The sequence below is a fragment of the Providencia alcalifaciens genome, assembly GCF_915403165.1.
GTDB lineage: Bacteria > Pseudomonadota > Gammaproteobacteria > Enterobacterales > Enterobacteriaceae > Providencia > Providencia alcalifaciens_C.
Genome location: NZ_OU659204.1, coordinates 3,824,306 through 3,839,160, shown reverse-complemented (window position 1 = coordinate 3,839,160; position 14,855 = coordinate 3,824,306). Strand labels below are relative to the sequence as shown.

General features: G+C 43.9%; 11 protein-coding genes. 2 read left to right on the top strand and 9 right to left on the bottom strand.

Annotated elements, in window-relative coordinates:
- The first annotated feature begins 380 nt into the window (after positions 1 to 380).
- Positions 381 to 1,565, top strand: a complete 1,185-nt coding sequence (emrD, locus tag LDO73_RS17535; RefSeq protein ID WP_224061218.1) for a multidrug efflux MFS transporter EmrD — start codon at positions 381 to 383, stop codon at positions 1,563 to 1,565.
- Positions 1,566 to 1,619: 54 nt separating this feature from the next.
- On the opposite strand, the gene LDO73_RS17530 is transcribed toward emrD, so the two are convergent.
- The 3 genes from LDO73_RS17530 to LDO73_RS17520 all read right to left on the bottom strand — a co-directional run bounded on the left by LDO73_RS17530 (position 1,620) and on the right by LDO73_RS17520 (position 8,305).
- Positions 1,620 to 5,606 carry a hypothetical protein gene (locus LDO73_RS17530; protein WP_224059575.1) on the bottom strand — a complete coding sequence of 1,329 codons (3,987 nt, stop codon included), beginning with the start codon at positions 5,604 to 5,606 and terminating at the stop codon, positions 1,620 to 1,622.
- A 240-nt stretch (positions 5,607 to 5,846) separates the two neighbouring features.
- Positions 5,847 to 7,373 carry a glycerol kinase GlpK gene (gene glpK, locus LDO73_RS17525; RefSeq protein WP_224059574.1) on the bottom strand — a complete coding sequence of 509 codons (1,527 nt, stop codon included), beginning with the start codon at positions 7,371 to 7,373 and terminating at the stop codon, positions 5,847 to 5,849.
- A gap of 101 nt (positions 7,374 to 7,474) precedes the next feature.
- The gene (locus LDO73_RS17520) at positions 7,475 to 8,305 is read right to left on the bottom strand and encodes an MIP/aquaporin family protein (RefSeq protein WP_036950846.1); all 831 of its coding nucleotides are present in this window, start codon (positions 8,303 to 8,305) and stop codon (positions 7,475 to 7,477) included.
- 305 nt (positions 8,306 to 8,610) lie between these two features.
- On the opposite strand from LDO73_RS17520, the gene zapB reads away from it, so the two are divergent.
- On the top strand, positions 8,611 to 8,850 hold the full coding sequence (zapB, locus tag LDO73_RS17515; RefSeq protein WP_108479177.1) for a cell division protein ZapB: 240 nt from the start codon (positions 8,611 to 8,613) through the stop codon (positions 8,848 to 8,850).
- Positions 8,851 to 9,084: 234 nt separating this feature from the next.
- Here zapB and rraA read toward each other — a convergent pair whose 3' ends face one another.
- The 6 genes from rraA to cytR all read right to left on the bottom strand — a co-directional run bounded on the left by rraA (position 9,085) and on the right by cytR (position 14,822).
- Positions 9,085 to 9,603, bottom strand: coding sequence for a ribonuclease E activity regulator RraA (rraA, locus tag LDO73_RS17510; RefSeq protein ID WP_224059573.1), 519 nt, complete (start codon positions 9,601 to 9,603; stop codon positions 9,085 to 9,087).
- Between the two features lie 119 nt (positions 9,604 to 9,722).
- Positions 9,723 to 10,640, bottom strand: a complete 918-nt coding sequence (locus LDO73_RS17505) for a 1,4-dihydroxy-2-naphthoate polyprenyltransferase (protein ID WP_224059572.1) — start codon at positions 10,638 to 10,640, stop codon at positions 9,723 to 9,725.
- Positions 10,641 to 10,825: 185 nt separating this feature from the next.
- A complete protein-coding gene (gene hslU / locus LDO73_RS17500; protein ID WP_108479178.1) occupies positions 10,826 to 12,160 on the bottom strand; it encodes an HslU--HslV peptidase ATPase subunit in 1,335 nt (444 codons plus the stop codon).
- Between the two features lie 11 nt (positions 12,161 to 12,171).
- A complete protein-coding gene (hslV, locus tag LDO73_RS17495; RefSeq protein ID WP_224059571.1) occupies positions 12,172 to 12,702 on the bottom strand; it encodes an ATP-dependent protease subunit HslV in 531 nt (176 codons plus the stop codon).
- A 167-nt stretch (positions 12,703 to 12,869) separates the two neighbouring features.
- Entirely contained in the window at positions 12,870 to 13,721 is an 852-nt protein-coding gene (gene ftsN, locus LDO73_RS17490) for a cell division protein FtsN (RefSeq protein ID WP_224059570.1), read from the bottom strand.
- 72 nt (positions 13,722 to 13,793) lie between these two features.
- On the bottom strand, positions 13,794 to 14,822 hold the full coding sequence (gene cytR / locus LDO73_RS17485; protein WP_224059569.1) for a DNA-binding transcriptional regulator CytR: 1,029 nt from the start codon (positions 14,820 to 14,822) through the stop codon (positions 13,794 to 13,796).
- Positions 14,823 to 14,855 lie beyond the last annotated feature (33 nt).

Sequence of the window (14,855 nt, the reverse complement as noted above, 5' to 3'; positions counted from 1 at the left end):
ATATACATTGCTGAACTTAATAGGATTTCATACTAGATCAGTTCATTGTTTATGCTTATCGATAAAGTGTTTTAGTTGATTGTTCTGTAAATGGGGAGTTCGGTAATTTTAATGTACAGTTAAGTTGACAGAGGTGGCGAATATTACTGCCAAAGCGAAGTAAATTAAAATGGTGCCCTACCTCGAAAAATTCATAAATTTTGTTATCTTTATCACACAAGAACAATATCAATTGTTTGCTAGTTATATAATTCCAATGTAATGGGCAAAACAACGAACAAAAATCTATTATTTAATCCTGAGTGCAACCGTTTGTGTTATTAAACTTTAATAATACGGCGCTATTGTGTGCTCAGGAATTATGAGTGTCTGAGAGCAAAATGAGAAAGCTTGAAAATTTTAATCTGTTATTAATGTTGATTGCCCTCGCTGCAGTTGGGCAAATGACTCAAACTGTTTATGTTCCGGTTATCGCTGAAATTGCGGTGTATTTCGGTGAGCCTTCGGGGGCTGTACAGCGCGTTATGGCGGCGTATCTGTTTTCTTACGGTTTTTCCCAGCTACTGTATGGCCCGCTATCCGATCAAATTGGTCGTCGCCCGGTGATCCTTGCGGGTTTATCTATCTTCTTAGTTTCAACGATTATCGCTATTTTTGCTCCCACACTGACTGTATTAACGGTCGCAAGTGGTTTGCAAGGTTTAGGGACAGGGGTTGCGGGAGTGATGGTGAGAACCATGCCTCGCGATTTGTATAAAGGCACTGCGCTACGTTATGCCAATAGTCTGCTCAATATGGGGGTGTTAGTGAGCCCGTTGTTAGCGCCTATGTTTGGTGGGATTTTGGCGTACTTTTTTGGCTGGCACGCCTGCTATATTTTCTTATTCCTGTTGGGTGGCGCGGTGTTGTTCAGTATGTATCGCTGGATGCCAGAAACGCGTCCTATTTCACCTGAAAAGCATAATTTAGTGGCATCATACCGTGAATTATTATCTAACGGTTCGTTTCTTTCGTATTTGACGATGTTGATTGGTGCACTGGCGGGGATCGCGGTTTTTGAAGCGTGTAGCGGTGTATTGATGGGCGGCGTCTTAGGTTTGAGCAGTATTACCGTCAGTATTCTGTTTATTCTGCCTATTCCTGCGGCATTTTTTGGTGCTTGGTATGCAGGGCGTGAAGGTAAGAATTTCTCCACATTGATGTGGCAGTCGGTATTAATCTGTTTAGCTGCTGGCATCATGATGTGGGTGCCGGGTTGGTTTGGCATCATGAACACATGGACACTGCTGGTGCCTGCCTCCATTTTCTTCTTTGGCGCAGGGATGTTATTCCCGTTAGCGACGACTGGCGCGATGGAACCATTCCCCTATTTGGCGGGGGCGGCGGGGGCATTAGTGGGCGGTTTACAGAACGTGGGTTCTGGTGTCGCAACATGGGTTTCAGCGTTAATGCCACAAAATGGCCAGTTTAGCCTTGGCTTGCTGATGTTTTTGATGTCGATGTTGGTGGTGCTGTGTTGGTTACCGCTGGCACGCCGAATGAGCCATACCGAGCGTATGGTCTAATTTAGAATATTGATTAAGATTTATGTTCAGGGGGCAAATAAGCCCCCTGATTTATTATGCGACTAATGGAATAAATTGCGCAGCTTCAACCCATTGGGCTGCATTTTGTTGTGTATGGATAGCATCTTCTTTTATTCCCGCCATCTGTGAAATCAGTGCGTTAAATTCCACGGGGCGATCGTAATTGAGAAATTCTTGGTTTTCCGCGAGAGTGCCTTGATGATTTTGCTGTATCCAGATGGAACTGGCTTCAACATCATCCTGCAAATGTTGGTCGATATACACTTTGATCCCTGCAATATTTAAACCTGGGGTGCTGTCTATGGTACCTTTTACCGTCAAAATGCCATCTTGAGCTGAAAGGTACCAAGGCTCTAGAGGCGCATATTCTTGAATTTCACCTTGCTCATTGTAAAGACAGAGGGTTGCCCAGTAGGTATTGTTCGATGATGCCAATTCGCCAATATCAATTTGTTGATTAATGTGCACATCAGACAGTAACTGAACATCGGATAGTACGGCCAATTGAGGGAATGATGCGAATGAGTTTTCTTCATATAAATCAAAATGGTTGAGCGGGGTAAATGTTGCTTCAGTATCCACAAGGGGCTGCGATGGGTCTAATGAAAAGTATTGCAGGTTTAATCGCCCATTTTCGACCCACTTTGCACATACAGCTAGGTTATCTTCACTGACCGACCAAAATAATTTACTGCCGCGCCAGTAGTTATCCATCTGTATTTTTTCAGGCAGTGATTTGCCATCACTATGAATGAATAAACGATTTGCCAGTGATTCCGGGTTTTTATACTGAAATACAATCGTTTCTGTTCCGTTGTCTGTTTTGATTACATCAAGGCGAACCAACTCACCTTTATTAGCGACATTCAGATTGATTTCATTATATCTCAATGAAACCTTTAGGCTTTCGGTAATTAATCCCGATGGTGTTCTATAGGTGACCATCAAACTGTAAATCGAATTAGAATGATCTTGTGGGACTACGTGTACGTGTCCTACAGTTTGAGTGGCTGAAAGGTAGCTATATGGGTGCAGTGTTCCATCGGATAAAGGTAATAAAACGCCGACAAGTTGATAAACAGATTGGTACTCGCGATCGGTTTCTTGATCATGAATTTTAGCTAAAAATTGTTGAGCTTGTTGGGTTAAATAATCTGAGTGAGCTAAAAATGCATCATATTGTTCGGAGTAGTGAGCATAATCAGCAGGGTACATGGCAGGCATGATTTCATTGCTTTGGTTTTCTTGGTAATAAGTGGTGTATTGCTGACGGTATTGGTCGAAAGCGATGTTTTTTCCATTACTTTCCGAAGGATAAGGATAATCAGCGTTGGTAGTATGTCCTTGGCTTAATGCATGTCCAAACACTTCATGCCACAAAATACTTGGAGCCGTGATCCCTCCACCAAACTTATGCGTCGCTAATCCTATTACGCCGTATGTTCCACCAGGCATCGGAAAGGATTCAATGGATGAATAGAAAAATTCGGAGGGTAGTTTGCTGCGCTGCGTAGCGTAATTGCTATGCATAAGAGCACAATTAATTTGAGACATGAATGGCTCAGCAATATTCTGGGGCGCATCATACTGGAGGTGTATTAGCGTTGTGTTATCTAGAAAACCTTGCCCATCTTTCACAATATACGGGAACAAGCTGGTTTTTTTAGTAAGCGCAGGGTAGCTAAGTAGTGTGAATTGATGTGTTGGCAACTTAGTGTGCGCCTCCAGTCCCCAGCTCAATGGCGAGTATGAGTAAAATCCATGGCCTTCACGATAAAAATTAGTGTGAGTGACGTGGGTGGTCATTGGAGTCACCGACATCACTGCAGGTGAAAAAATCCCCTCAGGATTGGTATATGGCTGAGTGATAGGGATACCCCCAACCTTGAGCTGAATTTGCATATCAGGCTGAATCCATTTGCCTTTTATGGGGGCGGTATAACTATTGCGATGCATATTTTGCGCATCCACACTCGGTGTTGTGGGCGGGGCATCGAGATCAGTAGGCAGCCTAGATGGGCCAGTTAAGATAATACTTTCTATCTGATTCCCTTGTTTATCAAAAATGGTGGCCACAATATCGGGGGCATTGACTGCAGATGGGCTCGTAATGTCGACTTTTAACAGCGCCCAGCGATCGGCGGTTAAACTAAAATAGGGGTCATTAGGGGAAAGTAAATGGGTCTGTGCCAATTGGATACGATGAACCTGAATATCATCAGGAACAGGCTGATGACGCAATGATGGTTGAGAATAAATAGGATCGGGTAGTGAGAAGGTGCGTTGCCCCGGAATCGAAAGTTGCGGAGCATCTTCCGCTTGTAATTGAATAGACATCGGGGCAGAAACGCGACCATCTTCCATCACCGCTATCACATCAAATTGGTCATGCCCTTTAAATGTTTGATGATGGAATGGCTGATATTGCCACTCTCCTGTTTGCTGGTTGAGCTCAACTTGCCCAAATAAAGGGGCTTCAATAAGGTGAAATGACGCGACTTCATCGATAATTGGCAACGTTCCAGAGATGGCACCAACAACAAACTGATTAGCCAATTGATTAGGATTCTCTGCGACGAGAATAGGATAAAGTTGCTGATTTTTTAGTTGGAATTGCGAAATTTGCATGCCATCACACTCGATAACGAGTTGGTGGTTGGTGTAATGCACAGCAACGGTAGGTTGCTCACGCTCCGCCAGTTGTTGATTAATATGGCTTTCAATTTCAGTTGCTAATGCTTCCCAAGAATCTCGGTGAGATAGCTCGATATTATCCAGCCTCAAAACAATATTTTTTGGTGAGCTGTTGATAATGATAGAGAAATAATGGCTATTTTTCAGTGTGTTCTTTGTTAACGATAGGGAGTTTATCGATGTCGCTGGCAGTGATACTGATTGCTGAAAACCATAGGGATTAAATGCCGCCAGCGTTGTCGAGGATGCGGCTATAGACGGTGTATCAGAAATAGGTGATTGATTATGGTGAATGACTTCATTAGGAATAAATTGAATAGGTTTGCCATTTGGAAGCCCCCAAGCTAAGCGAATTTCTGGTGGTGGCCCTTGAGTGGTCGTGGTGATTTTAAAGGAAATTTTTTGGCCAGCTTTAATTTCATGTAGGATTATTTCATCAAATTTATCGTGTTTAGGGCTACGCTGTGCTTGCTGGTCAACTTCAAAAGTAAGATCGTTTCCATGATATTGCGTGTCCAAATGGAGACGAAGAATTTCAGATTCAGGGGCGGTGATCACGCCTTCATAAACCCAGACTGTGGCTGCTGTATTCTCAGGTAGCCCACTTGCATAGTGGGTTAAATTGGAAATGGTATGCGTCGTTTTTTCTATCCCTTGGGATGTGTTTTGGTAGGCAGTAACGTGCATTCCCATTGATTTTTGTTCCGTCGGGGCTGCCAGTGGGGCGCTGTCAATTCCAATTTCCTCCAGCTCATCAAGTAGCTGCTGAATAGGTAATGAAACTTCTTCTTTATCATCGACAATGATGATGAGGCTACCGCCAGTTAATTCAAGCCAGTGGCGAACAATCTCGACCTGCAAATCATTGGCATTACTGGCAAGTATCACAGTGTCATAGTGACGATACCATTGCCCACTTGGGAGTAAGGCATCAGCGAGTTGTGCTTGAGAGCGGGGCTCACCATCACGCCATTGATGGGGTGATCGGAAACTATCAACCCATATGTTATGTTGCGGATGGAACTCAAAACCTGAAAATTTATGACCATTTAGCGTGCTAAATAGAAAACTTTGATGCTGTTCACCGGGTAGACGAGGTTTATCCAGTAGCCAATTCATGAGGTTGAAAGCCGTTTGCCCAGAGTGTGTTTGCTGAGGATTGGATTTTAATCCCTCAAAATGTGCACTATCTACATGGATTTTAGCAACGCGCCCTCGTGAGCGGTATTGACCAAGCTGTAGTTGGCCATTCTTTATGGCTTGAGATGTTAGTTGTGCGGCGTGCTGATTTGTCGAATTGAATGGGTATTTTTTGCGGTTATCCATAACCAAAGCTCCAAAGATAAAAATGGTTATTTATGAAAGAATTTATTCATAAAAACAGTTATTGCTGGAGGGAATTCTAGATAAGCGGGTGACTTCTTTCTAATTTATTATTCGTCTGATAATTGCCTTTTTATTTATTAGCTAATTACTTTTGTGGGGCTTGTTAAGAAAACATCATAAAAAAGCAGCGCCGAAGCACTGCTTTGATCGAAAAATAGTTTTAGTAGAAAAAATTAATCACTACGCGCGATCTTCCCACTCTTGGGCACGGGCGACTGCTTTTTTCCAACCTTCGTATTTATAGTTACGCTCGGTGGTTTCAATGCCCGGCTTAAAGATACGCTCAATGCTGGCTTTGCTTTGCAGCTCATCCAAACTTTCCCAGAATCCAACAGCGATACCTGCTAAGTAAGCCGCACCTAGTGCTGTACTTTCACGTACTACTGGACGCTCTACAGAGGTACCGAGAATGTCAGACTGGAATTGCATCAGGAAGTTGTTGGCAACAGCGCCACCGTCGACACGTAATGCCTTGAGGCGCTCACCGGAATCGGCTTGCATCGCATCGAGGACATCGCGGGTTTGATAAGCGATAGATTCCAATGTGGCACGGATAATATGATTACGGTTTGCTCCACGGGTTAAACCGAAGATAGCGCCACGCGCATACGGATCCCAATACGGTGCACCTAAACCAGTGAATGCAGGTACCACATACACACCGTTACTGTCTTTTACTTTGGTGGCGAAGTATTCAGAGTCTTCAGATTCATCAATTAATTTCAGCTCATCACGCAGCCACTGAATAGAGGCACCGCCTACAAACACTGCACCTTCAAGGGCATAGTTCACTTCGCCTTTAGGACCGCAAGCAATCGTGGTTAATAGACCATGGTTAGAACGAACCGCAGTATCACCAGTATTCATTAATAAGAAGCAGCCTGTTCCGTAGGTGTTTTTTGCCATGCCGGATTTTACACACAATTGACCGTACAGTGCCGCTTGTTGGTCACCCGCAATACCCGAAATTGGGATACGCGTACCGCCTTTACCACCGATGTTGGTTTGTCCATAAACTTCAGAGGAAGGGCGGACTTCAGGCAGCATGTTACGAGGGATATTTAATGCTTTAAGGATTTTGTCATCCCACTCTAAATTACGAATGTTGAATAACATGGTACGAGAGGCGTTGGTATAGTCAGTGACGTGGACTCGGCCTTGAGTCATTTTCCAAACTAACCAAGTGTCGACAGTACCGAACAGTAATTCACCTTTTTCTGCGCGTTCACGAACACCTTCGACGTTATCGAGGATCCATTTTACTTTGGTTCCAGAGAAGTAAGGGTCGACCACTAAACCGGTGTTTTGGCGAATATACTCTTCAAGTTCTTTATCGTTGGTTTTTAAATGGGTACAAAAATCAGCGGTACGGCGGCATTGCCAAACAATCGCATTATAGACGGGTTTACCTGTCGCTTTTTCCCAAACAATCGTGGTTTCACGCTGGTTGGTGATACCGATACCCGCCACTTCATCGGTGCGAATATCAGCTTTAGCGAGAACTTCAATTAAAGTCGAACTTTGTGTTGCCCAAATTTCCATTGGGTCATGCTCTACCCAGCCTGGTTTTGGGTAAATTTGCGTGAATTCGCGCTGGGAAATACTGACGATATTTGCATCATGGTCGAGAACGACAGCTCGTGAACTGGTTGTGCCTTGATCAAGAGCGACAATATATTTTTTAACGATATTGGTTTCTGTTGTCATAATTTAAACCTGTTCAGCAATGGGTTAACCATATTTTGGGTAAACTTAGCTTTAGGTAAACCCAGTTTTGGGTAAGCCTAGCTTGGAAATAAAAAACGGTATTAAGAGGATTTTTTCTCTTCTTCATCAGACTCGCAAGTCATGCAAGGCAGATGGCGACCTATTAGTTTACGGTAACCGAATGCCCCTAGCAGACCACCAACAATCGGTGCAGTCAATGGGACAAGGAAATAAGGAATATCACGTCCACCTGTCAGGGCAATATCACCCCATCCAGCTAAATAAGCCACGACTTTCGGACCAAAGTCACGCGCTGGGTTTAAGGCGAACCCAGTTAATGGACCAAAAGAGCCACCAATAACCGCAATTAAGATACCAATTAATAATGGCGCTAATGGACCTTTAGGAACGCCGTTACCATCATCGGTTAAACCTAAAATTAAGCAGACTAAAATGGCTGCAATCACCACTTCAATAAAGAACGCATGGAACACGCTAATTTGTGGTGCAGGGTAAGTTGAGAAGACACCCGCAGTAAATAAACTTTCTTGCGTACCACGAACAATATGGTGAACTTGTTCGTAATCGAAAAAGACAGGGGAATACATTGAGTAAACTAGGGCAGCAGCACAAAAGCCCCCGAGCATTTGAGCGATAATGTAAGGAACCACTTTTCGCTTATCGAAACACGCGAATAACCATAATGCTAATGTGACGGCAGGGTTTAAGTGAGCGCCAGAGATGCCCGCAGTTAGGTAAACTGCCAGCGCGACGCCGAAGCCCCAAATCACACTAATTTCCCAAAGACCTAACTGGGCACCCGCAATACGTACAGCCGCGACACATCCTAAACCAAAAAAAACCAACAGAGCAGTTCCAAGAAACTCCGATATACACTGACCTGTCAGTGTTGAAGGTGTCATTTTGCTCATAATTATTCATCCTGCAATAGTCAATATAGGGGGCGTTTTGCACGAGTAAAATTTTCTTCGCGAAAATTTATTCTGTTAATTTAGCGAGAAAAAAGATAATCGAATATTGCGATTTGTGAAAACTGTGTGTCAAATCACCAAAAAACGAAAACAAACAATCATTTTTAAGGTCGAATTCAAACATTTGAATAGTCACGGTCGAAACAATTAAAAGAATAATGTTTGTAATCAAGTGTAAGTCACTGGACACAGAGGATCATGCTACTTACAATCGGGGGAAAGCGCTTATAAAGGGAGATCCGAACATGTCATTTGAAGTATTTGAGAAACTAGAATCCAAAGTTCAACAAGCCATCGATACCATCGCATTAATGCAAATGGAAATTGATGAACTGAAAGAACAAAACAGTGCATTAAGCCAAGAGTTACAAGCTAACAAATCAGGTACCGAATCACTGGTTCGTGAAAATGAACAGCTGAAGCAAGAGCAGGCGACTTGGCAGGAGAGGTTACGTACTCTGCTCGGCAAGATGGAAGAAGTCTAATTTCCTCGTCATACTTCGCATTGTAGGGGGGTTGGCTGCACTCAGTTATCCTAGTCACATATTTTTGTATGTTCCTAGGAATACCTTCGTTTGCCGCCTACCTACAATGTGAATTATTTAGAGGTGTGTAGAAATCTGTTTTCTGAAAGAAGTGAAAAACAGAAAATAGAAAACAGAGCAGAAAAGAAAAAGGCAGATAGTGATATCTGCCTTTTTTGTGGAATTTGGTGGGGATTATTCGTCGATGGTTTCGTCGAAATCGTCATTGGCTGCTTGGGTAAGCGGTTCTTCGGATAAAATCATGCCCGTGTTATCGGCATACAGATAATCACCGGAGAAGAATGTCACGCCGCCAAAATTAACACGGATATCGCTTTCGCCGATACCTTCGTCAGGGCAACCCGCAGGAATAGCTGCAACAGCTTGGATGCCGAGATTTAACTCCATTAATGCATCCACTTGACGGACGGCACCGTAAATCACAATACCTTCCCAGCCATTATCTACCGCTAATCGCGCTAGTTCAGCGTCAATCAGCGCTTTACGCACTGAACCACCGCCATCCACCAGCAAGATGCGCCCATGGCCGTCTTCTTCCAGCAAATCATACAGAATGCCATTATCTTCAAAGCATTTTACTGTAATGATTTGACCGCCAAATGAAGTACGTCCACCAAAGTTGGAGAATAAAGGTTCTACTACATTAACGCTTTCTTGGTAGATGTCGCAGAGTTCGGAAGTATCATATTTCATAGGATTTAGGTCTTTTTTGCTGCAAGAGGAAGGTCAGTATATCCCTTTTAGTCACTGATTGGCAAAATTCCCGCCAGAAAATAAGCGGGAAAAGTCAAAAAAACAGCAAATAATTGAGACTATTTACTCAGGATAACCCCAAGGGAGAATAAAACGTTGGTGACTAAAGCAATTTTCACCATGTTTTCTAGCATTGGACGCATCCCTTCAGGGGTAGGATCAGAAAGGACTTTGCGTACATGATTCATCAGCATTGGCACCGCCAATAAGAATAACCAGCCCGCCCAACCTGTTAAATAGAGTAAATTGAAAAATACCAAACATAAGATTGAAACGATGATGATAATGGCGTGGTACATGCGAGCGCCTTGTGGGCCTAAACGCACTGCTAACGTGTTTTTACCCGCTTTAATGTCGTTTTCAATATCACGCATATTGTTGATATTTAAAACAGCCACAGACAGTAAGCCGCAAGCTGTTGCTGGCAGGATAGTGATGATATTAAAGCTATTCGCTTGTAGGTAAAAAGTACCAATCACACTTAACCAACCAAAGAAAATGAGAACAGAAATATCCCCAAGGCCAAGGTAGCCATAAGGTTTTTTACCAACGGTATAAGTGATGGCTGCCACGATAGCCACTAACCCTAAGCCAAGGAATCCGAAGGCATCTTCTGGTTTTTCACACGCGACAATAATCAACAATAGACCCGACAGGCAAGCCGCGAAGATATTTAGCTTTAGCGCTTTTTTCATATCTTCTTTGGTGATAACGCCTTTTTGCATTCCGCGTAGAGGCCCGATGCGTTCAGCGGTGTCTGAACCTTTAATCGCATCGCCATAGTCATTGGCGAGGTTAGATAAAATTTGTAATAAGCCTGCTGTGATAATAGAAAGCAGAGCGACTGGCCACTTAAAGTTACCCGTAAAATAGGTCAATGCGGATCCAGTGACGATGGCAATCACCCCTAATGGTAGGGTTTTTGGTCGTAAACTTTCTAGCCAAGCTTGTTTGCGGCTGATTGAAGATGAGTTCATGTAATTTATTCACCGTACTCGAGATATTTCAATGGGTAACATGGCTTTGCTGCTGAGTGACCGTTTGAATTACTGGGAGTAAATGTTCTTATTAAGTTGGATTTTATATGTCAAAAGTGCAGCAAGATTGCTGCACTTTAGCTAACATCCATTAAGGATACATGAAAACCTGATAATTAATAAGATTATAAAATAAATCTACTCAGGTCTTCGTCTGCTACCAGTTCGTCTAGGTGCTGGCGGACATACTCAGCATCGATTGTAATACTTTGTCCGTCACGTTCGCTGGCATCGAAAGATATATCTTCCATTAGACGTTCTAGCACAGTATGTAAACGACGCGCACCGATATTCTCGGTTGATTCATTCACTTGCCATGCAGATTCTGCAATTTTACGAATACCATCCGCGGTGAATTCGACGCTAACACCTTCTGTTGCCATCAGCGCTTTGTACTGTTCAGTTAAAGAAGCATTAGGCTCAGTTAGGATTCGCTCGAAATCTTCAGTGGTCAGCGCCTGAAGTTCAACACGAATTGGCAGACGACCTTGCAATTCTGGAATCAAATCAGATGGGCTAGAGACTTGAAATGCCCCAGATGCGATAAACAGGATGTGGTCAGTTTTAACCATGCCATGTTTGGTTGAGATGGTGCAACCTTCGATTAATGGTAATAGGTCACGCTGAACCCCTTCACGGGACACATCAGGGCCAGAACTTTGACCGCCGCGTTTACAGATTTTATCGAACTCATCAATAAACACGATACCGTTTTGTTCAACCGCTTCAATAGCTTGTTCTTTCAGCTCTTCAGGATTAACCAGTTTTGCAGCTTCTTCTTCTACCAGCAGTTTGAAAGCTTCTTTGATTTTCATCTTACGAGGCTTTTGCTTTTGACCTGCTAAGTTTTGGAACATAGATTGCAGTTGGTTGGTCATCTCTTCCATGCCCGGAGGAGCCATGATTTCAACGCCCATTGGTGCTGCGGAAACTTCAATTTCAATTTCTTTATCGTCTAATTGACCTTCACGTAATTTCTTACGGAATGCTTGGCGGGCTGGTGATTGCTCATCAACAGGTTCTGCTTGTCCCCAGTTATTTTTTGCTGGAGGGATCAACACATCGAGAATGCGTTCTTCCGCCATTTCTTCGGCACGATAACGGTTTTTCTCGATAGACTGTAAACGCACCATTTTTACCGCAGAATCGGTAAGATCACGGATGATAGAGTCAACTTCTTTACCTACATAGCCCACTTCCGTGAACTTAGTGGCTTCAACTTTGATGAATGGCGCATTTGCCAGTTTGGCTAAACGGCGTGCGATTTCGGTTTTACCTACCCCTGTAGGACCAATCATCAGAATATTTTTTGGGGTCACTTCATGGCGTAAATGCTCATTTAACTGCATGCGACGCCAGCGGTTACGCAGGGCGATAGCAACTGAACGTTTAGCTTTATGTTGACCAATAATATGGTTGTCGAGTTCGCTGACAATTTCGCGTGGAGTCATTTCGGACATGCTGGCAATCCTTATGATTTTGAAGAAATTTCTTCAAAGTTGACATTATGGTTGGTGTAAATACAGATATCTCCCGCTATCGCGAGGGCTTTTTCCGCGATTTCGCGAGCGCTTAATTCTGTATTTTCGAGAAGGGCGCGTGCTGCTGATTGTGCATATGGGCCACCGGAGCCAATCGCAATCAGGTCATTTTCAGGCTGAACGACGTCGCCATTACCCGTAATAATTAATGAAGTGTGTTCATCAGCGACGGCAAGTAATGCTTCTAGTTTGCGTAGCATGCGGTCGGTACGCCAATCTTTGGCTAATTCCACCGCCGCTTTAGTGAGGTGTCCTTGATGGAGTTCAAGTTTGCGCTCGAACAGTTCAAAGAGAGTGAATGCATCTGCGGTGCCACCGGCAAATCCTGCAATGACTTTGTCGTTATATAAACGGCGTACTTTGCGGACATTGCCTTTCATGACGGTATTACCCATCGTCGCCTGTCCATCACCACCGATTACAACTTGGCCATTACGGCGAACACTTACGATTGTTGTCATGAGTTAGCCCCTGGTTGTATTACAAAAAGAATGCAGTTGATTTCATTTTTTGATAGATAAATTTCAAGTGATAGTGGTGAATTCACTATCACTTGAAAGAGATTGAGCTCAAAAATAACTGCTTACGAGTACGTTAAAACAGTAGATGGGGGGGACGGGGGGATTTTTCAACCCCCAGAAGCACGAAGAATACAACCACTCACGCCAACGCCTGCTGCACGGTCACGCATGCTTTCAGCGGTGGATTTAGAATACGGACCTAATACGATACGATGCCAGCCACCACCTGCGGTGACGCGACTTTCAATACCCGCAAATGCGAGTGTGGCACGTACTGATTCAGCCTGCTCTGCCGTTTTAAATGAACCACATTGCACGAGCATATTCTGCATTTTATTCACAGGAGCTGTCTCAGGTTTGGGCTCGGGTTTTACTTCCGCCTTCACTTCCGGTTTTGTGACAGGCTGAGCTTGCTGAACAGGCGCAACTGGGCGTGTTTCAGGTTTTGGCTCAATAATCGACGGTTTGCGTTGGGTCGAAGTTTCAATTGGTTTTGCTGGTTCGTTGATCACCACTTGTGAACGCGGTACCGGTTTACCATTAAATGGTACTTCTTGCAGGTTGGTCACAGGCTGACGACGATCAGAATCCATTTGCTCTAACAACTGGCGCTGTTCGCTGGTGAGATCAGACTGGCGAATATTGCCACTATTTGTGCTTGGTTGCGATGGCGAAGTGTAATCTTGCCATGGCTCTTCCAGCTCCCTTTTATAGCGCCAAGGTTCTTCAGGTTTAGGTGGCAACGTGCTACCTGGTTTTGCAGCTTGAGTGGGGAGAGCCGTTTGAGGCGTTTCTTTTTTATTATGAGTAATAAAAAATAGCCCACCGACGAATAACACCACAATAGCGACCGCCACAATTAATGTGGTTAGCGGTAGCCCTTGGGCTTTCTTCGATTTGCCTTTGCTTTTTTTACGAGCGGACGACCGTCCTCGAGCTACATAATCTTTTTGTGCCACGCTATTAATTCACTAGTTGTCAGTTGTTAATCGTTATTTAGGTCATATGTTACTTAACCTTAACGATTTTGCCTAGCATTTAGGCGCTTTTGTACTCTCTCTAACGATTAAATCAGAATCTAGGAGACGAGAACCTGCGGTGACACTATTTCCGTGTAGCTGTTCTAGCAATAATAGCATCGCATGGCGACCAATTTCTCTGCGAGGGTGGTTGATGGTCGTCAGTGCAGGTAATGTATATTTGGCTTGCTCAAGGTTATCAAAACCGACAAAAGAGATATCGTCGGGAATTTTCAGACCCATTTTCTTCGCTTGCCACATTGCCCCGAATGCCATGATATCAGTATGGCAGAAAACGGCAGTAGGTGGCTCAGGCAAAGAAAGCAATGTTTTTAATGCTTCGGCACCGCTTTCATGAGAGAAATCCCCACGCACAATATAGCTCTCTCTTAACCCCTCTCCGGTGCGTAACATGGCTTTTTTATACCCTTCTAAACGGTATTGGCCATGTGGCATTTCTTCAGGTCCTGCGATACAAGCAATGCGCTTATGACCTTGTTTTAGCAGGTAATGGGTGGCATTAAATGCCGCGGTGAGGTTATCAATATGCACCGTTGGGAGTTTTAACTCTGGCGCGAATTCGTTGGCCATCACAATTGGCGGTAGGTTTTTTTGTTCTTCGGTTGAGACATCAAACGGTAAATTAGAGCCCAGCAGCACCATGCCATCAATCTGTTTGGTAATGATCAGGTTGATGAAGGCATTTTCTTGTTTCTGTTGATGTTTACAGTCACCGATTAAGACGAAGTAACCTTCATTGGCGGCGACTTCTTCAATGCCGCAGATCACATCACTGAAGAATGGATCGCTAATGTCAGGAACGATCGCGAGAATAGTTTTGGATTCATTGCGTTTATAGCTGCGGGCAAGGTTATGAGGGTAATAGCCAACGTCTAAGACGGCTTGCTCAACTTTTTGACGTGTTTGTAGGGAGACTTTTTCAGGGTTCATCAACGTCCGAGAAACGGTAGCTGTTGATACGCCTGCTGCGTTCGCGACATCTTTCATGGTCGCCGTATTATTGTGCTTTTTACTTTCCACAACGCCTTCCTTTGTCTATTTAATCGATTGCTT